Annotated in this window: 19 protein-coding genes and 1 pseudogene; 13 read left to right on the forward strand and 7 right to left on the reverse strand. The window is 69.8% G+C overall.

The window, feature by feature from the left end; genetic code table 11:
* The first annotated feature begins 124 nt into the window (after positions 1-124).
* The 3 genes from OHA03_RS12970 (at position 125) to OHA03_RS12980 (ending at position 3,588) form a co-directional block, all read left to right on the forward strand.
* A complete protein-coding gene (locus OHA03_RS12970; RefSeq protein ID WP_267003821.1) occupies positions 125-1,549 on the forward strand; it encodes an ATP-binding protein in 1,425 nt (474 codons plus the stop codon).
* 122 nt (positions 1,550-1,671) lie between these two features.
* Entirely contained in the window at positions 1,672-2,457 is a 786-nt protein-coding gene (locus OHA03_RS12975; protein WP_267003823.1) for a DUF72 domain-containing protein, read from the forward strand.
* A gap of 468 nt (positions 2,458-2,925) precedes the next feature.
* Entirely contained in the window at positions 2,926-3,588 is a 663-nt protein-coding gene (locus tag OHA03_RS12980; protein ID WP_267003825.1) for a CAP domain-containing protein, read from the forward strand.
* Positions 3,589-3,762: 174 nt separating this feature from the next.
* Here OHA03_RS12980 and dacB read toward each other — a convergent pair whose 3' ends face one another.
* Both dacB and OHA03_RS12990 read right to left on the reverse strand, forming a co-directional pair.
* The gene (gene dacB, locus OHA03_RS12985; protein WP_267003827.1) at positions 3,763-5,376 is read right to left on the reverse strand and encodes a D-alanyl-D-alanine carboxypeptidase/D-alanyl-D-alanine-endopeptidase; all 1,614 of its coding nucleotides are present in this window, start codon (positions 5,374-5,376) and stop codon (positions 3,763-3,765) included.
* 168 nt (positions 5,377-5,544) lie between these two features.
* Positions 5,545-6,345 (reverse strand): HAD-IIA family hydrolase, encoded by an 801-nt coding sequence (locus OHA03_RS12990; protein ID WP_267003829.1) that lies wholly within the window; start codon positions 6,343-6,345, stop codon positions 5,545-5,547.
* A 101-nt stretch (positions 6,346-6,446) separates the two neighbouring features.
* On the opposite strand from OHA03_RS12990, the pseudogene OHA03_RS12995 reads away from it, so the two are divergent.
* A pseudogene (locus tag OHA03_RS12995) lies at positions 6,447-7,064 on the forward strand (phosphoribosyltransferase); the annotation flags it as partial.
* A gap of 142 nt (positions 7,065-7,206) precedes the next feature.
* Complete coding sequence (locus OHA03_RS13000) at positions 7,207-7,572, forward strand: PH domain-containing protein (RefSeq protein WP_030931508.1); 366 nt, start codon at positions 7,207-7,209, stop codon at positions 7,570-7,572.
* 319 nt (positions 7,573-7,891) lie between these two features.
* Here OHA03_RS13000 and OHA03_RS13005 read toward each other — a convergent pair whose 3' ends face one another.
* A complete protein-coding gene (locus OHA03_RS13005) occupies positions 7,892-8,629 on the reverse strand; it encodes a polyprenol monophosphomannose synthase (RefSeq protein WP_267003831.1) in 738 nt (245 codons plus the stop codon).
* A gap of 323 nt (positions 8,630-8,952) precedes the next feature.
* Here OHA03_RS13005 and OHA03_RS13010 point away from each other — a divergent pair, with 323 nt between their 5' ends.
* From OHA03_RS13010 to crcB (OHA03_RS13025), 4 genes are all read left to right on the forward strand, one after another.
* Positions 8,953-10,539 (forward strand): glycosyltransferase family 39 protein, encoded by a 1,587-nt coding sequence (locus tag OHA03_RS13010; protein ID WP_267003833.1) that lies wholly within the window; start codon positions 8,953-8,955, stop codon positions 10,537-10,539.
* Between the two features lie 302 nt (positions 10,540-10,841).
* A complete protein-coding gene (gene crcB / locus OHA03_RS13015) occupies positions 10,842-11,303 on the forward strand; it encodes a fluoride efflux transporter CrcB (RefSeq protein WP_267008031.1) in 462 nt (153 codons plus the stop codon).
* On the forward strand, positions 11,300-11,710 hold the full coding sequence (locus OHA03_RS13020; protein WP_267003835.1) for a DUF190 domain-containing protein: 411 nt from the start codon (positions 11,300-11,302) through the stop codon (positions 11,708-11,710). The genes crcB (OHA03_RS13015) and OHA03_RS13020 overlap by 4 nt, the downstream gene beginning before the upstream one ends.
* Positions 11,707-12,081, forward strand: coding sequence for a fluoride efflux transporter CrcB (gene crcB / locus OHA03_RS13025; RefSeq protein WP_267003837.1), 375 nt, complete (start codon positions 11,707-11,709; stop codon positions 12,079-12,081). The genes OHA03_RS13020 and crcB (OHA03_RS13025) overlap by 4 nt, the downstream gene beginning before the upstream one ends.
* Before the next feature lie 87 nt (positions 12,082-12,168).
* Here the strand turns inward: crcB (OHA03_RS13025) and OHA03_RS13030 are convergent, their stop codons facing one another.
* The 4 genes from OHA03_RS13030 to OHA03_RS13045 all read right to left on the reverse strand — a co-directional run bounded on the left by OHA03_RS13030 (position 12,169) and on the right by OHA03_RS13045 (position 15,227).
* The gene (locus OHA03_RS13030; RefSeq protein WP_267003839.1) at positions 12,169-12,477 is read right to left on the reverse strand and encodes an SCO5918 family protein; all 309 of its coding nucleotides are present in this window, start codon (positions 12,475-12,477) and stop codon (positions 12,169-12,171) included.
* 53 nt (positions 12,478-12,530) lie between these two features.
* Positions 12,531-14,090: a DEAD/DEAH box helicase gene (locus tag OHA03_RS13035; protein WP_267003841.1), complete on the reverse strand. Its 1,560-nt coding sequence runs from the start codon at positions 14,088-14,090 to the stop codon at positions 12,531-12,533.
* A gap of 275 nt (positions 14,091-14,365) precedes the next feature.
* On the reverse strand, positions 14,366-14,569 hold the full coding sequence (locus OHA03_RS13040) for a cold-shock protein (protein ID WP_015609674.1): 204 nt from the start codon (positions 14,567-14,569) through the stop codon (positions 14,366-14,368).
* A 304-nt stretch (positions 14,570-14,873) separates the two neighbouring features.
* Positions 14,874-15,227, reverse strand: a complete 354-nt coding sequence (locus tag OHA03_RS13045) for a MerR family transcriptional regulator (RefSeq protein WP_267003843.1) — start codon at positions 15,225-15,227, stop codon at positions 14,874-14,876.
* Positions 15,228-15,741: 514 nt separating this feature from the next.
* Between OHA03_RS13045 and OHA03_RS13050 the strand changes: the two genes are divergently transcribed.
* From OHA03_RS13050 to OHA03_RS13065, 4 genes are read left to right on the forward strand one after another with little or no spacing between them, the layout of a single operon-like run.
* Positions 15,742-16,191, forward strand: a complete 450-nt coding sequence (locus tag OHA03_RS13050; RefSeq protein WP_267003845.1) for a hypothetical protein — start codon at positions 15,742-15,744, stop codon at positions 16,189-16,191.
* A gap of 5 nt (positions 16,192-16,196) precedes the next feature.
* Positions 16,197-16,772, forward strand: coding sequence for a toxin (locus OHA03_RS13055; protein ID WP_267003847.1), 576 nt, complete (start codon positions 16,197-16,199; stop codon positions 16,770-16,772).
* A gap of 57 nt (positions 16,773-16,829) precedes the next feature.
* Positions 16,830-18,086, forward strand: a complete 1,257-nt coding sequence (locus tag OHA03_RS13060; protein ID WP_267003849.1) for an MAB_1171c family putative transporter — start codon at positions 16,830-16,832, stop codon at positions 18,084-18,086.
* Entirely contained in the window at positions 18,083-18,694 is a 612-nt protein-coding gene (locus OHA03_RS13065; RefSeq protein ID WP_267003851.1) for a hypothetical protein, read from the forward strand. Before OHA03_RS13060 ends, OHA03_RS13065 begins: the two co-directional genes overlap by 4 nt.
* Positions 18,695-18,754 lie beyond the last annotated feature (60 nt).

Raw genomic sequence — 18,754 nt, forward strand, 5'->3', positions numbered from 1 at the left:
CGGCCCTGCGGATGCCCTCATCGCTGCCCGGTTCTCGTCGGGAGACGGGCGCCGGACTTACTAGCGGGCGAGATAGTATCTTTTGCGAAACCATCTGTCCGGCCGGATGGCCAGGAGGTGCGCCTTGCACCGCTTCATCGGACGGGCCCGGGAGCTGCGCGTCCTGGGACGGACACTCGACGAGGTCCGGGCAGCCGCAGGGTCCGCGAGGCCCGGGCAGTGCACGCTTCTGCGCGGTCGGCGGCGGGTCGGGAAGTCCAGCCTGGTCGAAGAGTTCCTGCAGCGTGCCGGGGTGCCGTATCTGTTCTTCACCGCGGCCGGCGGGTCGGCCGAGGACGAGCTCGCCGAGCTGGCCGATGCGGTGGCGACCTCCACCCTGCCGGAGCGCGGCCTGTACTGCGAAGAAGCGCCGAGCCAGTGGAACGCGGCCTTCAGACTGCTGGCGGAGATCGTGCCCGAGGACACTCCGAGCGTGGTCGTCATCGACGAGGTCCCGTACCTCATGGACCGCGTCGACGCCTTCGAGGGGATGCTGCAGCGAACCTGGGACCGCCTGCTCAGTCGCAAGCCGGTACTGCTGCTCCTGATCGGCTCCGATCTGTCGATGATGGAGGCACTCGGCAGCTACGACCGTCCCTTCCATCAGCGTGGCCGCGACATGGTGCTGGGGCCGCTCGACCCGGCCGACATCGCCGAGATGCTCGACCTGGACCCCGCCACCGCCTTCGACGCCACGCTGATCACCGGCGGGCTCCCGCTGCTCTGCCGGGAGTGGCGCCCGGGGGCCTCCATGTGGGAGTTCCTGAGCACCGCGCTGGACAACCCGACCTCTGCCCTCCTGGTCTCCGCGGAACGCTCACTGGCCGCGGAATTCCCACCCCAGGCGATGGGCCGGGAAGTCCTTCGCGCGATCGGCACGGGAGAGCGGACCTTCAGCAACATCGCACGGGCCGCCGGAGGCATCGCGCACAGCACCCTCAGCCGGGCGGCGGAGCTGCTCATCGACAAGCGTGTGGTGGCTGCCGAGCTGCCGGTCTCCCTGCGGCCCTCCAAGGAACGCCGCTACCGGGTGGCGGACCCCTACATGCGGTTCTGGCTGGCCTTCGTCGAACCCCACATGGCGGAGATCGAGCGCATGCGCGGGGACCTCACGCTCGCCCGGATCAGGGACCGGTGGACCACCTGGCGCGGGCGTGCGGTCGAGCCGCTGATCCGCGAGTCGCTCGCACGCGCCCTGCCCGACGACCAGTTGCCCGCCACACCGGCCATCGGCGGCTACTGGACCCGCAGCAACGACGTCGAGATCGACCTGGTGGGCGCCGACCGGCAGCCCGTCGCCAAGAAGCTGCTGTTCCTCGGCTCGATCAAGTGGCTGGAGACCTCGCCGTTCGACAGCCACGACCTCGCCGCACTGCGCAGGCACCGGGCAGCCGTAACCGATGCCCCCGTCCCGCTCGTCGCGGTTTCGCGCAACGGAGTCGCCTGTCCGGGACTGCAGGCGGTCTACGGCCCCGACGAACTGCTCGCCGCGTGGCGCACACGCCCCTGACCGACGGCTCGCGCCATGCGGCTCTCGCACCGCCTGTGCCACATGAGCCCCGTGGGTCTCCCCCGGGGTGAGGCGTCACGGCCGGCGTTACGTCCTCCGGCCTCACGGGCAGGCATCGGACCATGCCCATGCTCGTCGGAACGTCAGGGTGGCAGTACAAGGACTGGCGCGGCGTTCTCTATCCACCCGGGCAACCGCAGCGGCTGTGGCTGGAGGAGTACGCCCGGCAATTCGCCACGGTGGAGAACAACAACGCCTTCTACCGGCTTCCCACTGCGGAGATCTTCGCCTCCTGGCGGGAGCGGACCCCGGAGGGGTTCGTCATGGCGGTCAAGGCCAGCCGCTACCTGACCCACCTGAAGCGGCTGCGCGACCCCGAGGAGCCGGTGGGCCGGCTGATGGATCACGCCCGGGGTCTCGGCGATCGCCTGGGACCCGTGCTGCTGCAACTGCCGTCGCACTTCCGGGAGGACATCGAGGCTCTGGACGCCTGCCTGACCTGCTTTCCCGACACGGTCCGGGTGGCCGTCGAACTCCGGCACACCTCGTGGTGGGAGGCGGAGCGGAAGCTCCGGGCGGTGCTGGAACGGCATGGCAGCGCGCTGTGCTGGGCAGACCGGGGGTCCCGCCCGGTGACGCCGCTGTGGCGTACGGCGTCGTGGGGGTACGTACGGTTTCACGGCGGCATCGCAGAGCCGCTGCCGCGCTACGGCCGCCAGGCGTTGAAGTCCTGGGCCCGTCGCATCGTCGACACCTGGCCCGACAAGGACGACGTGTATGTGTACTTCAACAACGACCTGGGCGGTGCGGCCGTCGTGGACGCCGCGAAGTTCGCGCGGGCGGCAGCCGCGTTGGGCCGGACGGTGAGCCGTACGCCTCCGGCCCCGCCGGCACGGTCCACGTCCTGAGGGAAGCGGCAGACCGGAAGCAGCGCCTGCACCACGGGCGGCACGGCGAGGCCGGTGCACCCGTCGTCCCGTGACATCAGCCACACAGACTTTTGGCACTCAGGTCGTCGAATAGTAGGTCGAGGCTTGACGGCATAGTGCGTTTTATCCGTCTTGATGCAGAAATACTCCGAGCGGGATCGAGCTGTATTCGACCCGCTCAACACTTTCGCCCGTTCGCGTAGCGAACAACGGCTTCTGACGGACCAACGGACTTCTTCGCCACCCCGTGAGCCGGACCAGCACGCCCGCGCGCCCGTTTCAAGAGCCGTCCATGGCTACGGGCCGAGGTAGTACTGCCGCCTGTTGCCGCACCCCGACACCAGTTCTAAGAATGTCGGCCGCAAGGCGTCTCCGCGGCCCAGGTGCAGGAACTGGGCAGAGCCGGACCCCCTGGGGGCGCTCCGCGATCACCGAGCGAGGTCACGCATGAGGAAGCACCGCAGGAAGTCGTACTACCGGCCGATAGCCATCGCTGCCATCGCCGTAGGAGCCGTGGGTGTGCCCTCCGCCGCCATGGCCTGCCTGGACACTCAGGGTGATGCGGGCGGTCGCCCCTCCGGCCACTGGGAGCACGTGAGCTCCCACAAGCGGTGGACGGGCTCCGCCTGGGGTCACGGGCCGACTGCGGGAGCGTCGAAGAGTCCCACCGCGGCTCCCAGCGCACCGCAGGCCACCGCGTCTCCCAGCGCACCTGCTACGACCGCACCGGCATCCGGGGCCACGGCCCGCGTACTGACGCTCGTCAACAACGAGCGCAGCAAGGCCGGATGCTCTCCGCTGACCATCAACGCGAAGCTGACCAAGGCCGCTCAGGACCACAGCAAGGACATGGCATCCCACCAGAACATGTCCCACACGGGCTCCGACGGGTCGTCGCCCGGCGACCGCATCACGCGTGCCGGCTACAGCTGGAGCTCCTACGGCGAGAACGTCGCATACGGCTACTCCACGCCCGAGAAGGTCATGGCGGGCTGGATGTCCAGCCCGGGCCACAAGCGCAACATCCTCGACTGCTCGTTCAAGGAGATCGGCATCGGCCTCGCGCAGCCCAACAACTACTGGACTCAGGACTTCGGCACGGCCCGATAGGGACACCGCGGGGATGGTGCGCAGCCTCCATCGGTGAAGGCGCCGACCGGTTCGCCGGCCGGGGCCTTCACCATGGGTGCAGTTCCATGCGGGTGGGCGACCGTCGCCGCAGGTCATGGCACAGATGGGCCGGGCCGCCCCGGCGGCCCGGCAGCAGGGTTCCCCGGATCCGCGTCAGGAGGCGCCGCTCGGGCCCTCCTGGAGATACGCGGCGATATCGGCCATGTCGTTCCCGATCGCCAGCACGCCCTTGATGTCGGGCGCCGACGCACCGTTCACCCCGGCGAAGAACACGTCGTAATGCCCCTTGCCGGTCTCCAGATACCCGGCGATGGTCTCCGCGCCCACGCTCAGCCGGTCGTTGAGGAGGTCTCCACCCGCGACGGTGCCGGTCTTCGCGGAGACCTTGCCGCGGGCGGGGCAGTTCCGGCAGGAGATCGCGAGGGACCCGTCGACGCCCAGCGTGGGCAGCGCCTCCCGGAAGCGGGTCGCGTCGGGGGTGCTCTGCCAGTGCGTGAGGATCTGGGCGACGGCGCGGGGCGTGGTGCGGTCGTTCGGGTTGCCGCCGCGGCCGTCGGCGAGCTGAACCGTCCTGCGGTCCACCTTGGCGCTGTCCAGGAACTTCGCAAGCACGGGAAAGCCGTCCGCGCACCGGGAACTGCCCGTGCTGACGGCCATGAGGCAGATCCCGAGGTTCGCCCCGAGGTTGTGGCTCACCTTGAGGATGAGCCGGGCGTACTCGTCGTAGGACGGAGAGGCGAACCGGGCCACCTCCGGCGCGCCCTCGTACGACCGGGGCAGCCGGCCGGCCGGGTTGGGCCCCACGGGTTTGGCGGTGACCTCGACCCCGGCCCGCTTCAGTGCCTCGATCAGGGCAGTACGGCCGAAGGTGTTCGGATCGCGGATGTCGGACACCCGCAGAACCGGGTCGGAATCGGCGGCGATGGTGCCGGAGAGCTTGATGCGGGTGCCGTCGGCGGAGGGTTTCACCGTGATGTCGGTGGGCTTGCCGGCCGCGACGGTACGGACGGTGGACGACACGGTGTACGGCGCCACCCGCGGACGCCAGTCGAGCCGGGCCGGCGCGCCCGGACCGTCGCCGGGGGTGGTGAGCAGATCGATCAGGTTGTCATTGATGATCAGCGGCGTCGGGGTCGGATCGAGCTCCGGGTCGGGGCGGAACAGCCGGGCGTCCACGATCACGTCGCCGTCCACCTTGGTGATCCCCGAGGCGCGCACCTGCTGGGCCAATTGGTCGATGCCGGCCAGCGGGTTCTGCGGGGTGAGGGTCGCTCCGGGGACATCGTCGGCGTAGGTGTGGTCGATGGCGGTGAAGGCGACGGTGCCGTCCGCACGCGTGCGGCCACCGAGGGTCAGGTCGCCCTGGGCAACGAGATCCAGGTCCCCGGTGAGGGTCGCGCCCCGGCGCTTTCCGACGGCGTGCACCGGTGTGACGAAGCGGTGATCGCTGCCGAGCGTGTGCCAGGTGCCGCTGACGCTGAACAGTTTGGCCACCGACCCGGGGACGAAGAACTCGTCGGCGGCGCGCGTCTGCACGATCTCGCCGGTCGCCGGGTTCTGCTGGAACAGCCCCCACTGGGCATGCGGGTAGTAGGGCTTGTGCATGATCGCCGCGATGCGCGGGTCGAGGCCGGCCAGCTCCTTCGACGGCGTCACCCAGGCAAGGCCGAACGCGGCCACACTGCCGGCGAGCAGGAGGCCGAGGACGGTGAGGACACGCTGACTGTTCCGGCTTCGGCTCCGGTCTGGCGTGATGGCTGATGACATGCGGACTCCACGTGGTGTGTGGTTCGCGGTGCTCACTGGGACCGAAAAAGGGTGCTTCGAGGCTATGGGCCATGAAGGGCGGAACGTTTCGGCGCGGCGAGCGGGTCCCCCGGACGGTCGCGGAACGGGGCGCCGGATGCGCCCGTATGGTCGCGAGGGGGCGTCGGCTCACGCCTCCAGCAGCGCGGGCAGGTCCGCGAAGGAGTCCAGGACGTGGTCCGGGGTGCCGGTGGCGGACCTGTGTGTCTCGGGCAGGTACTTGCCGGTCCTGACCAGTACGCCGGTGATGCCGAAGCGCTGCGCCGCCAGTACGTCGGTCTCGATGTCGTCGCCCACCATCAGCGTCTCGGACGCGACGGCGCCGAGGTGGGCCAGCGCGGTGGCGTAGAACGCCTCGGCGGGCTTGCCGGTGACTTCCGCCTCGACCCGGGCGGCCCGTTCCAGCCCCGGGAGGAACGCCTCGGTGTCGAGATCGAACCCTTCCGACGTGCGCCAGTACAGGTTCCGGTGCATCGCGATCAGCCTGGCGCCGCGCTGGAGGTGGCGGAAGGCCGCATTGAGGGCCGCGTAGCTGAACGCGTCGCCCGCGCCTCCCACGACGACCACGTCCACGTCCCCCCGGGCGCCCTCCCCCACGTCGACGAGTGTCACGCCCGCCAGGTCTTCGCGGACATCGCCGCTGTTGAGCAGCGCGCACCGGGCGCCGGGATAGTGCTCGCGCAGATACGCGGCGGTGACCGACGGTGCGGTGAGGATGTCGTCCTCGCCGATGGGGAAGCCCGCCCCGGCCAGTTTCGCGGCGATGCGGGCGCGGGTGCGGGACGTGGTGTTGGTGACCAGGGCGAGCGGGAGTCCGGCGGCACGCAGCCGCTCCATGGCCGCCACAGCGCCGGGCAGCGGCTGCCAGTCCACGGTGAGCACGCCGTCGATGTCGATCAGGGCCGCTCCGGACACTCCGATTCGTTCCATACAGTCGAATGTCGCCGACTTGCGGGACCGCCGCACATGGGGTTGCTTCGAAGTAGGTACGTACGTGGTCACTGTCTCCCCTGGGTCGGGGGTGAACCACTGTGTTGTTCACCGATCGCACGGATGCGGGGCAGCGCCTCGCCGAAGCGCTCAGGCATCTGGCGGGGGAGAAACCCGTGGTGCTGGGTCTGCCGCGCGGCGGGGTTCCCGTGGCCGCAGCGGTTGCCACGGCCCTCGGCGCCCCCCTCGACGTGATCGTGGTCCGCAAGCTCGGTGTCCCGTACCACCGTGAGCTGGCCTTCGGTGCCATCGGGGAGGGTGGTGTGCGGGTGATCAACGACGACGTCGTCCGACGCGGAGGGCTGAATCCCGCGGACATCGCCACTGTCGAGCGCGCCGAGCAGGCGGCACTCGTACGGCAGGCCGAACAGTTCCGTCACGACCGGCCCCGGCTGCCGCTCGAGGGCCGTACCGCGATCGTGATCGACGACGGGATCGCGACCGGTGCCACGGCCTCGGCGGCCTGTCAGGTCGTACGGGCACAGGGCGCGGCCCGCGTGGTGCTGGCCGTTCCGGTGGCTCCCGCGGACACGGTGGCCTGGCTGCGTACGCAGGTGGACGAGGTCGTCTGCCTCTCCACGCCGGTTCTGTTCTCGGCCGTCGGCGAGTGGTACCGGGACTTCTCCCAGACCTCCGACGAGGAAGTCCTCTCCCTGTTGAAGGCATAGAGCCACCCTGGTCCTGATCCCTACGGGGCCGGGTGGAGCCCGCCCAGAGGCCGCTCCATCGGTTCACGCGTGCCGTCGTACAGACCCGTATACAGTGCGAAAAACATGCAACTTCAAGTACATGGGGGCCGACATGGCACTGTTCGGGAACGCGCACACCATCGATACGGCGACGGCGCAGCAGGACTTCGCGCGGCTGCTGGGCCAGGGCGAGCAGGTGCACGCCGCGTACCTGCTGATACGCGACACCATCCTCTTCACCGACCGGCGTCTCCTCCTCGTCGACAAGCAGGGGATCACCGGCAAGAAGGTGGAGTACCACTCCGTGCCGTACCGGAGCATCACGCATTTCGCTGTGGAGACCGCCGGCACGTTCGACCTCGACGCGGAGCTCAAGATCTGGGTCTCGGGCACCTCGTTGCCGATCCAGAAGACCTTCACCAAGGGCGTCGACATCTACGAGGTGCAGGCGATCCTCACCCAGTTCGTGGCGAAGTAGGGTCCCGTCGGCACTTCGCCGGTGCGGCCTGGGCCGTCGGGGCGGTGGCGGCCGTCAGGGACGTGGCGACGGCGGCTGCGGAGAGCACGAGAAGCAGGGCCCGATTGCTGTAAGTGGTCATGGGACAAGGCTTGTTGAGCGGGATCCTCTTTCCCATCCGGCAGGCGTCACGGCCTCCGGTGGGGATAGCCCCCGAGGCCCTCGGGGCGGTCACCCGAGCGTCGTGCCGGGCCACGGGCGCGGGACGGTCCGGTGCCCACCGGTGTTCAGGGCAGAGGGACTTGCTCGGCATGCGGCCGCCCGGAGAACGAACCGGAGGTCAGCCGTTCTTCCTGCCGAACAGCAGCTTCCACGGCGCGATCGCCGACTCGATCTGTACGCGCAGCCCGAGCTTCGATTCGCCGTTGACCCGCTCCTCGAATCTGATCGGCACCTCGACGATTCTCAGTCCGCGCCTGACCGTCCGGTAGTTCATCTCCACCTGGAAGGAATACCCGTTGCTGCGGATGGACGGCAGATCGATCGCGTTCAGGGCGTCCGCACGCCATGCCTTGAAACCGGCCGTTGCATCCTTCACGTGCAACCGCAGAATCGCGTTGACGTAGAAATTCGCCCAGGCGGAGAGCGCCTTGCGGTGCCAAGGCCACTCGGTCGCGAGCGAACCGCCCGCCACATAGCGGGAGCCGATCACGACTGCGGCATCGTCGGCGAAGAGTTTCTCGACCATGAGCGGGACCACCGAGGCCGGGTGGGAGAGGTCGGCGTCCATCTGAATGACGACGTCCGCTTCTTCTTCGAGCGCGCGCGTCATACCGGCGACATACGCGCGGCCCAGCCCGTTCTTCTCCGTTCGGTGCAGAACGCCGACGACGCCCGACGTCTCGGCCGCGAGCCGGTCCGCGACCTCGCCCGTACCGTCGGGCGAATTGTCGTCGACCACGAGAATATGCAGGTTCGGTACGTGCAGATCCGTGAGCAGATCGACGAGGACGGGCAGGTTCGTCCGCTCGTTGTAGGTGGGGACGACCACCACGACCTTCGGGGAAGTCTTCTCCACGACCATTCCCTTGCGTTCTCAGGCGTTTGCCGGTGATTCACGCTCTTGATCCGCGCGAGCCTAGCAGTCGGGAACGGCGCCTCCGCGAGTTCGTCCGGGCAGCTGCGCGCATCGCACCGGCCGCCCGATCCGCAAGACAGCCGCTGTCGCCGAGGCGCTACGGGCCCGGCAGAAGTCGATACGCGAGCACGCCACTTATTTCAAGGGCCCGGATCGATGAAAAGGGCCATCTCGATTCCGCACGCACCGTGCGGGAACGGGACTGAATCTTCCCGGACTTCCCGGGTTCTGGGTACGCTGACGGGAGCGCAGACCCGGGTCCGTTGCACCCTTTCGCCGCCGAATCGGAGTGCGCCATCAACCTTCCGCAGACTCCGGCCGCTCTGCGCGCGACGCGCCGTCCCGAGAGACGCCACGAACCGGGTTCGCAACGGGACTCCGCGCCACTGTCCCGATACCGGGCCGGCTTATTGCCCGCGCTGCTGGCACTGCTGATGGGTCTCTGGGGGATCCGTCGCGAAAACTCCATGTGGCGCGACGAGTCGGTGACGTACCAGGTCGCCCATCGAAGCCTCTCCGAGATCTGGCATCTGCTCGGCAATGCCGATGCGGTGCACGGCCTCTACTACTTCTTCATGCACGCGCTGTTCGCCGTGGGGGGCGACAGTCTTGTGACACTCCGGCTCCCGTCGGTGCTCGCGACTTCGGTGTCCGCCTTTCTGGTGGCGTCGACCGGAAGCCGCCTCGTGGGCCCCCGTACCGGACTCATCGGCGGTCTCGCCTTCGCTCTCCTGCCCATGGTCCAGATGTACGCGCAGGAGGGCCGCTCCTACGCAATGGTGTGCACGCTCATCGCCCTCTCCACCTATCTCCTCGTCGGCGCCGTCGACAATTCCTCCCGCCGGCGCTGGACCGCGTACGCACTCACCGTCGTCGCCGCCGGATGGCTCCACGAATTCGCGGTCCTCGCCCTGCCCGCCCACGGCCTGACGCTGTACCTCGCGCGGCTGCCCCGTGCGCTGATTCGGTCCTGGGCGGTCGCCGCAGGGCTGTCCGTGGCCGCGGTCGCCCCGCTCGCCCTCCGGTCCACGGACCAGTCGGGGCAGGTCTCCTGGATCGGGTGGCCGCATCCGGGCGAATGGCTCGTCATCGCGGCCGTCACCCTCGTCGGCGTGCTCTGCGCCGGATACGCGACGAGGCCGGCGGAACCGGCCACGGGTACGAGGGCTCGGGCGGGCGTGCTCCGTCTGGTCAGGCTGACCCTCCCACTGCTGATCGTCCCCACGGCCACCCTCCTCCTCGCCTCTCTCCACGACCCGATGTACCTGGACCGCTATGTCCTCTACTCCCAGTTCGCCCTGGCCCTGCTCATAGGGGTGGCCGTGGACCGGCTGTGGGACGCCGCGGGACGGACCGCCCGGCCGGCGGCGTCCAGGTCGCGGGCGGTGGTGTTCGGCATCGCGGCGGCCGGTGTGGCCGCCGCGCTCCTCCCGGTGACGCTCCAGATGCGCACCCCCGACAGCCGCAAGGACAACGTCACCGCCATCGCCGCCCAGGTGCGGACCATGGCGTCGGACGACGCCGGCGTGCTCTTCATGCCGTCTCGACGGCGGGAATGGGCCCTCTCCCACCCGGACGATTTCCGGGGCCTGACCGATCTGGCCCTGCAGCGGGGACCGAGGGCCGACAACACCCTTGAAGGCACCGAGTTCTCGGCCGCCCGGATCCGGGTCCGGCTGCGCGCGTTCGACCGGATCGTGGCGCTCACCGATCCTCCGGGGCAGCCGGAGGACGCGTTTCCCGAAGAGGCGGTCAAGCGGGACGTCCTGCGGCAGGAATTCGTCGTCTGCCGCCGGGTGCAGGCCAAAGGTGGCCAGGTCACGCTGTACGCACGGCCGGGCAGGTGCTGACCCGGCCGAGCCGGCCGTCCGGAACCTCTGCGCCGGGCGGGGCGCACACGCGGGCGATACTCTGGTGCGAGCAGGGACTGTGATGGTGACTGACGGTTGCTGCGCGGCGGTGGGGCCCGCCGTACCCGAACCGCGGCAGCAGTGCCGCCAACGGTCCCTACTTGCGGTGGAGTGTGCCCGCGTACGGGCACTCAGCAGGTAGGAGACGCATGCCCATGGGAGCCCAGCAGCCCCACGTGTCCCCCGTACCCACAAGGTCTCAGGGATCTGCGGCGGATGAACCCGACGACGCCGAGGCTGCCATGTCCGTACCCGAGCAGCGGGCGGAGCGGTTTGGCCGACGGTGGTCCGGCAGGCGGTGGCCCGGCAGGCAGGGGCCCGTCGTCGCCGTCGTCGCCCTCGGCGGTGCGCTCGGGGCGTGCGCCCGTTACTGGGCTTCCCTGATCTGGACGACTCCGCCGGGCGGCTTCCCCTGGACGACGCTGCTGGTGAATGTCGTCGGGTGTGCGGTGATCGGCGTCTTCATGGCGGTCATCAGCGAGGTCCGGTCGGTGCACCGGCTGGTGCGGCCCTTCTTCGGTACGGGGGTGCTGGGCGGGTTCACCACGTTCTCCACGTACGCGGTGGACATCGAGCGGCTCGCGGACGCCGGACGGGCCCGTGCGGGTGTCGCGTATCTCGGGCTGACCCTGCTGGCGGCGCTGGCCGCGGTGTGGACTGCGGTGTGGCTGACGCGCCGTGTGCTGGCGTGGAGGCAGCCATGACGAGGAAGTCCAAGAAGACGCACGAGACCGAGGAGACCGAGGAGAGCAAGGTGACCGAGGGGACCAGGGCGACCGAACGGGGCCTGCGCCTGACCGTCCTCATCGGGGAGTCCGACGGCTGGCACCACCGGCCCCTCTACTCGGAGATCGTGCACCGGGCACACCGGGCGGGGCTGGCGGGCGCGAGCGTGTTCCGGGGCATCGAAGGGTTCGGCGCCTCGTCGATGATCCACACCCAGCGGCTGCTGTCGCTGAGCGAGGACCTGCCGGTGGCGGTCGTGATCGTGGACACGGAGGAACGGATCCGCGCGTTCCTTCCGCTCGTCGACGAGGTGATCGGGGAAGGCGTGGTCGTCCTGGACGCCTGCGAGGTCATCCACTACCCCGGCCGGGAGGAGAGCCGGTGAACTGGCTGCTGGTGATCGTCGGCGCGGCGATCGGCGCACCACTGCGCTATCTGACCGACCGGGCGGTCCAGTCCGGGCACGACACGGTCTTCCCGTGGGGGACGTTCACGGTCAACGTGGCCGGCTCCCTGGTGCTGGGCCTGCTCACCGGAGCGGTGGCGGCCGGCGCGGCGTCGTCGCAGGTGCAGCTGTTCGTGGGTACGGGGCTGTGCGGGGCGCTGACGACGTACTCGACGTTCAGCTACGAGACGCTGCGGCTGGCGGAGGACGGGGCGAAGCTCTACGCGGCGGCCAACGTGGTGGCGAGCGTGGTGGCGGGGCTGGGCGCGGTGTTCGCGGGGGTCGCGGTCGCCGATGCGCTGTGGGCGTAGGCCCGTTCGGTACGCACGCGCGAAAGGGCCGGGGGCCGGGACGCGCGTCCCGGCCCCCGGCCCTCGTGTCGCTCACCCGCCCAGGTGTCAGACGGTCGTCGCCGATCCGAGCATCGCCGACGCCGCTTCGAGCGGCGTCTGCGCGGTCGCCGGGACGGGCACGTCCGCGGTACGGCAGGTGAAGCCGAGACGGGTCAGCGCGCGGGTCACCTCGCCGGAGGTGAAGTCGCGGCGGTCCTGGCGGGTGATCACCTCGCCGACCTGCTTGACCGGATAGACCCGGCGGCCGATGACCACCGAATCACCTGTGACGGGCTCCGGCTTGATGCCCTTCATCGAATCCATGACCTCGCTCTTGAACAGGTCGAAGGGGAAGCGGGCGATTACGCAGCGCATAGTGCCTCAACGGGGTTGAAGAGAAGGAACGGGATCAGTGGGCCGACTGTCACTCAGGCCGCGCGGTTGCCCGAGGACCTGCGCGGCGAACTGCCGCTCCCCCCGCGGGCCGAGGAGGACGACTGCGACGACGAGGACGACGTGCGGCGCGCCTGCGCCGGGCGGCTGCGGCGGCCACGGGACGACGACGCGCCGCTCCTGGCACGCTCCGTCACCGGTGCCGTGATGGTGACCGGTACACCCGACGGGGCCTGCGCCCCGGTGATCCGGTTCAGCTCGGCCTCGCCGGAGCGGACCTGGGCGATCTTCGGGGTGATCCCCGCGTCGGCCATCAGGCGGGTCATCTCACGGCGCTGATTGGGCAGCACCAGCGTGACGACGCTGCCGGACTCGCCGGCGCGGGCGGTGCGGCCGCCGCGGTGCAGGTAGTCCTTGTGGTCGCTCGGCGGGTCGACGTTGACGACCAGGTCGAGGTTGTCGACGTGGATGCCGCGGGCCGCGACGTTCGTGGCGACCAGCACCGTGACGTGCCCTGTCTTGAACCGGGTCAGGGTGCGGGTGCGCTGCGGCTGCGACTTGCCGCCGTGCAGCGCGGCAGCCCGTACACCGCTGTTGAGGAGGTGGTCGGTGAGCTTGTCCACGGCGTGCTTGGTGTCCAGGAACATGATCACCCGGCCGTCGCGCGCCGCGATCTCCGTCGTGGTGGCGTACTTGTCGGCGCCGTGGACGTACAGCACGTGGTGCTCCATCGTCGTGACCGCACCGGCCGCCGGGTCGACGGAGTGGACCACCGGGTCGTGCAGATAACGGCGGACCAGCAGGTCGACGTTACGGTCCAGGGTGGCCGAGAACAGCATCCGCTGGCCCTCGAGCGCCACCTGGTCGAGCAGCTCGGTGACCTGCGGCATGAAGCCCATGTCGGCCATCTGGTCGGCCTCGTCGAGGACGGTGATGGTGACCTGGTCGAGGCGGGCGTCGCCGCGCTCGATGAGGTCCTTGAGCCGGCCGGGTGTGGCGACGACGACTTCGGCGCCGCCGCGCAGCGCGCCGGCCTGCCGGCCGATCGACATCCCGCCGACGACGGTCGCCAGGCGCAGCCTCAGCGACTTGGCGTACGGGGTGAGCGCGTCGGTGACCTGCTGGGCCAGCTCCCGGGTGGGGACGAGGACCAGGGCCAGCGGGGAGCGGGGCTCGGCGCGCCGGCCCGCGGTACGGGCCAGCAGGGCGAGGCCGAAGGCGAGTGTCTTGCCCGAGCCGGTGCGGCCGCGGCCGAGGACGTCGCGCCCGGCGAGCGAGTTGGGCAGTGTGGCCGCCTGGATCGGGAACGGCGTGGTCACGCCCTCGGTGGCGAGCGCCGCCAGCAGGGGCGCGGGCAGGTCCAGATCGGCGAACGCCTCGGCGGCGGGCAGCGCGGGGGTGATGGTCTTCGGCAGGGCGAACTCGCCCTGCTTGGCGGCGGGCCGACGGCCGTAGCCACCGGAACCGGAACGCGAACCGGAGGCGGAGCGGCCCGGGGCGCCGTAGCGGCTCTGGCCACCCTGGCCGCTGCCGGCCTGGGAGCGGAAGCCGCCGCTGCGGGAGTATCGGTCGTTCGTGCGAGCTGTGCGGTTCATGCAGAACCCTTCCTCGATATGGCGCGTATCGAGGAATTCACTGCGGCGGAGCGGCGCAGGAATCGCAAGAACGGGCCGATGAAATGCGTGGACGAAGCCCGGCTGCGAAGAATGAGCCGTGTCCGACACGGATGAACCGTGTCCGTCACAGGGACTGGGGGGCGGCGCACGGTGGCGGGCCCGGAAAAAGCAACGAGCTGGGGCCCGCACCCCAAGGTGCGGGCCCCAGCTGCGCAAGTGCGTGTCAGCGCGTCAGCGCCGGAGCATTCGCAGGATCACGCGGGGGTGATGTTCTCCGCCTGCGGGCCCTTCTGGCCCTGCGTGACGTCGAAGTTCACCTTCTGGCCCTCCTGCAGCTCACGGAAGCCGCTCGCGGCGATGTTCGAGTAGTGGGCGAAGACGTCAGCGCCGCCACCATCCTGCTCGATGAAGCCGAAGCCCTTTTCCGCGTTGAACCACTTAACGGTGCCAGTAGCCATGTTTTATCTCCTTCTGGGGCAGTGCCCGGGGATCCACACTGTGCGGAACCCGCGTCGCCGCGATGATTACCCCGTCCGGAATAAGAATGCCGGAAATACAAAAGCGCGCTCACCGGCACATTACGTCGGCGAGAGCACTTGGAGTTTTGGGAACCACAACTGCAACTGACATCCACACTAGCACGGTGGAGCCGTCCGGGCGCGGCAAGTAATTACACTCCGTCCAGTGTGTCATAAACCCTCATCGCACATTGCATAAAATTCTGCGCTTGCGGCAACAGATATTCTGCCCCGTGGACAGGTCTCAGGACCCCGCACCCGCCCCACCGGCCGAACCCGCCGTGGGCCGGCGCAGCTCCGCGTTGAGGCGCAGCGCCTCCTCCAGCTGGTCCTCCAGGATGACGATGCGACAGGCCGCCTCGATCGGCGTACCGCCGTCGACGAGCTCACGGGCACGGGCCGCGATCCGCAACTGATAGCGGGAGTAGCGACGGTGGCCGCCCTCGGACCGCAGGGGCGTGATCAGGCGGGCGTCACCGATCGCCCGGAGGAAGCCCGGCGTGGCGCCGATCATCTCCGCGGCGCGCCCCATGGTGTAGGCGGGGTAGTCGTCGTCATCGAGTCGACCGGCGGCATGCGGAGGGGTCTCTGCGGGCATTTGCACCTCTTCCGGGCCCGCGGCGAGAGACATCGGAAGCGTCTCTGATTTCGTTGACCGAAAAAGAAACTCTCATGGTGCGGGCCATCATCTCTAGCATAGCCGCGACAGATTTCCCGGGCCTGCCAGGTGAAATTATCTGCCTGCCGGAGAGGGCGCACCCCGGGGCGCGAGGACCGCCGTGCACCCCGGGGCGCACGCATCCCCGTGCGCCTGTCCGCACACCCGGTCGGGACACACTGACCGGCCGGTCAGTTGATGACGGTCCGGCCGGCGGCCATAATGACGGGGTAGCCCTTCACGCATCCCCCGTCGTGAAGGGCTACGACTCGTTGCGGGCCCGCGCGGACGCACGACGACTTCATGGGCAAGGGACTCCCCTCGTGGTCCCTTGCCCATGTTTTTTCGAGTTAACAGTGACGTAGAGTGTTTGCGCAAGCCCGCTCCTGGCACCGGAGCAGGATGTTCCGCTCGGACGGACGCGCGTACGGCGGACGTGGACGTGGGGGCCCCGATGGACAACGGCGAAGAACACGCGCCGGAGCTGCGGACGCTGCAGCAGAAGGTCGAGTACATGGTGGAGGAGACCTTCCCCGGCCAGAAGATCTCCGGGCGGGTCTTCGCGGACCTGGTCAAGGAGCGCGGCGGCTCGCTGTCGCACAGCTACTTCTCGAACATCCTCGCCGGGAAGGTCACCCAGCCGTCCGAGGAGATCCTCAAGGCCCTCGGGCTGGGCTTCGGCGTCGACTGGCGCTTCTTCAAGGAGGAGTCCGAGGTCGTCGACGATGTCGTCGCGGGGCTGCGGTTCCTCGCGAAGCGGCGTACCGGGGAGATCAGCGGGCTGGCCGGCCGTGGCCTCGACGACGACGGTCTTCCGCCGGAGCTCCTGCAGTTCGCGCTCTCGCTCCTGGAGGACGCGAAGGACCGCCGGGGCGACGCAGCCGACGGCCGGTCGGAGCAGTAGATCTCATGTCTCTGCGTGCGCTGCGGAAAGAGTGCGAGGCCGGACTGGCCGACCTTCCCATCCCCGCCCCGTTCTCCGTCGCCGGCCTGGTGACGAACATGGAGGCGGCCCGCGGGCGCACCATCGTGCTGCATGAAATGCCCGACCGGCTGGCGCGGGTCAACGCCGCCTGCGGGCTGCGCCTGGCCTCCGGCCGGATCAGCTTCGTGCTCTACCGGCGGCGCCCGACCGCGTACCAGACACAGCACGTCATCCTGCACGAGCTGTGCCACGAGTGGTTCGACCACGGCACCTCGCTCGACGCGGAGCAGCTCCAGCGGCTGCTGCCCGTCTTCGACACGTCCCTGATCTCCCGGGTCCTCGACTCCGGTGTCGCGGACGCGCTGCGGGCGGGCGACGGCACGGTGCAGGCGCGCGCCCAGTACGACACCCATGACGAGCGGGTCGCCGAGTTCGGTGCCTCGCTCATCCCCCGTATGGCCAGGGACGTGACGAGCGACGACATGATGGGGCGCCTCGCCAACTCGCTCTCCCGCCCCGTCGCGCACCGCCGTCGCCGCGGCCTGTTCCGCCGGCCCTGACCCTCCGGCTCTCCCCGCCCCACCCTCCAGCTGTCCCCCACCCAGAGGAATTCCGCCGTGACCCCGCTCGACCTCGCCGGCTATCTCATAGCCGCCCTGATGACGGCCGTCGCCGTGTGGCGCATGCCGGCCGCCCTGTGGGGCGACGAGGAGGACAAGCGTCGCCGGGCCCTGTGGGGCTGCTACGCCGGATTCGCCGCCGCCCTGTGGACCAAGACCCGGGTCGTCCGGATCGGCCTCAACGACAGCCCGGTCACCGACCTTTCGGTCCTGATCAAGCACTACACCGCGACCGTCGCGATCCTGGCGATCCTCAGCTACATCGTCGCCATCTACGGCCAGTACCCCGACGCCGGTGACATCCCGCGGCACGTACGGTTCGCCCGGACGATCCAGCAGGTGGCGGCGAAGGCGTCCGTCGCCACGCTGGTCCTGCTGACGGTGCTCTTCTTCACCGTCGTCGACCGTTCCGTGCCGTCGGACCGTTTCGTCTCCGACCACGCAGGCCAGTGGGGCGCCACGCTGTACATGACCGTGTTCTACCTCTACCTGGGTGCCGCGTCCGCTGTCTGCGCGTACCAGTGGACGCTGGCCACCGCCGGCGCCCGGCTGCGTCATCTGCGGGTCGGGCTCGGCATGATGACGTTCGCGATGTTCATCGGGGTCGGCTACACCGTCAGCCGCACGCTGTTCCTGTGGGTCAGTGTCATCGACCGGCCGAGCCCGGCCTTCGCCCTGGAGTTCGACGAGGTCACCGAGGCCGCGCAGCTCGTGCTGTTCGCGTTCTTCGCGGTGGGCGCGTCCATCCCCGCCTTCAGCAAGGGCGGGCGCCGGGTGAAGCTGTGGCGGGCCCAGAGCCGGCTGCACGCCCTGTGGTACGAGCTGATGACCGCGTTTCCCGACCAGCCGTTCGAGCCGCCGCGTTCGCTGCGCCGCGAACTGACCCGGTTCGACACCCCCGCCGATCTGCGGATCGACCGGTGGACCGCCGACATCGCGGACGCGGTCGAGAAGCTGCGTCACTACGTACCGGACGCCCTGCTGCCGGCCGCCGAGGCCGCGGCCGCCGCCGACACGCCGGACCCCGCGAAGTCCGGACCGCTCGCCGACGCCTACTGGATCAAGGCTGCCCTGACGGCCAGGAACGCCGGCGCCCCCGCGGGGCCGGCCGGGGCGGTCGGCACGCAGCACGCCACCGACCAGGACGGCGAAGTGGCGTGGCTGGTACAGGTGGCGGCCGCGTACCGAACGATCACCGACGACCGGGCCCGACGCGTCCTGGCGTCCCTCACCGACCGGGAGAAGACAGCGTGACGTCCACCGTCGACCCGACCCTCGACTCCACCGTCGGCGCCGAGGCGTCGGCCGCCCGCAGGGTCACGGACGTGCTCCAGCCCCGCAACGTCCTGCTGGTCGGCATGCTCGCCATCGGGCTGGCCGCCGCGGGCCACTGCACCGGTCTGCTGTGGGGCCTGCTCGGGGCCCTGTGCGCGGGGCTCGTCCCGGCCGGCTACATCGAGTGGGAGCGAGGGCGCGGCACCTGGGGCGACCGGCATGTCGTCGACCGTACGAAGCGTGCGCCGATCTTCTTCGTCATCCTGGGCTCGATCGGTGCCGGCTCGGTCGTCATGGTCCTCGGGCACGCGCCGACCGGGATCCTGGTGGCGATGCTGGCGCTGTGGGCGATGACGGTCGTCCTGCTGGCCGTCAACACCGTGTGGAAGATCTCGGTGGACGCGTCGGTCGCCTCGGCGGTCGTCGCGCTGCTCGCCGCCGTCCACTCCCCGTGGTGGCTCCTGGCGTACGCGATGACGGCCGCCGTGTGCTGGTCACGGGTGGCGCTCGGCTACCACACCGTCGCACAGGTGGTGGCGGGAGCGTCGCTGGGCGCGGCGACGGCGGGTGCGTTCCTGCTCGTCTGACGGCCGTCCGGCCACCGGTGCTTCTCCCGGCGCATCCCCGGTTGCGTAACGTCAGGCATG

Source organism: Streptomyces sp. NBC_00154, from assembly GCF_026342835.1.
Lineage (GTDB): Bacteria > Actinomycetota > Actinomycetes > Streptomycetales > Streptomycetaceae > Streptomyces.

Coding starts and splice junctions, on each gene's coding strand:
- OHA03_RS13000 (WP_030931508.1), top strand. CDS start 7,207: ATGGCACTGTTCGGGAACGCGCACACCATCGATACGGCGACGGCGCAG.
- OHA03_RS13020 (WP_267003835.1), top strand. CDS start 11,300: ATGACGAGGAAGTCCAAGAAGACGCACGAGACCGAGGAGACCGAGGAG.
- OHA03_RS12980 (WP_267003825.1), top strand. CDS start 2,926: ATGAGGAAGCACCGCAGGAAGTCGTACTACCGGCCGATAGCCATCGCT.
- OHA03_RS13050 (WP_267003845.1), top strand. CDS start 15,742: ATGGACAACGGCGAAGAACACGCGCCGGAGCTGCGGACGCTGCAGCAG.
- OHA03_RS13040 (WP_015609674.1), bottom strand. CDS start 14,569: ATGGCTACTGGCACCGTTAAGTGGTTCAACGCGGAAAAGGGCTTCGGC.
- OHA03_RS13030 (WP_267003839.1), bottom strand. CDS start 12,477: ATGCGCTGCGTAATCGCCCGCTTCCCCTTCGACCTGTTCAAGAGCGAG.
- OHA03_RS12990 (WP_267003829.1), bottom strand. CDS start 6,345: ATGGAACGAATCGGAGTGTCCGGAGCGGCCCTGATCGACATCGACGGC.
- OHA03_RS13035 (WP_267003841.1), bottom strand. CDS start 14,090: ATGAACCGCACAGCTCGCACGAACGACCGATACTCCCGCAGCGGCGGC.
- crcB (WP_267008031.1), top strand. CDS start 10,842: ATGTCCGTACCCGAGCAGCGGGCGGAGCGGTTTGGCCGACGGTGGTCC.
- OHA03_RS12975 (WP_267003823.1), top strand. CDS start 1,672: ATGCCCATGCTCGTCGGAACGTCAGGGTGGCAGTACAAGGACTGGCGC.
- OHA03_RS13045 (WP_267003843.1), bottom strand. CDS start 15,227: ATGCCCGCAGAGACCCCTCCGCATGCCGCCGGTCGACTCGATGACGAC.
- dacB (WP_267003827.1), bottom strand. CDS start 5,376: ATGTCATCAGCCATCACGCCAGACCGGAGCCGAAGCCGGAACAGTCAG.
- OHA03_RS13055 (WP_267003847.1), top strand. CDS start 16,197: ATGTCTCTGCGTGCGCTGCGGAAAGAGTGCGAGGCCGGACTGGCCGAC.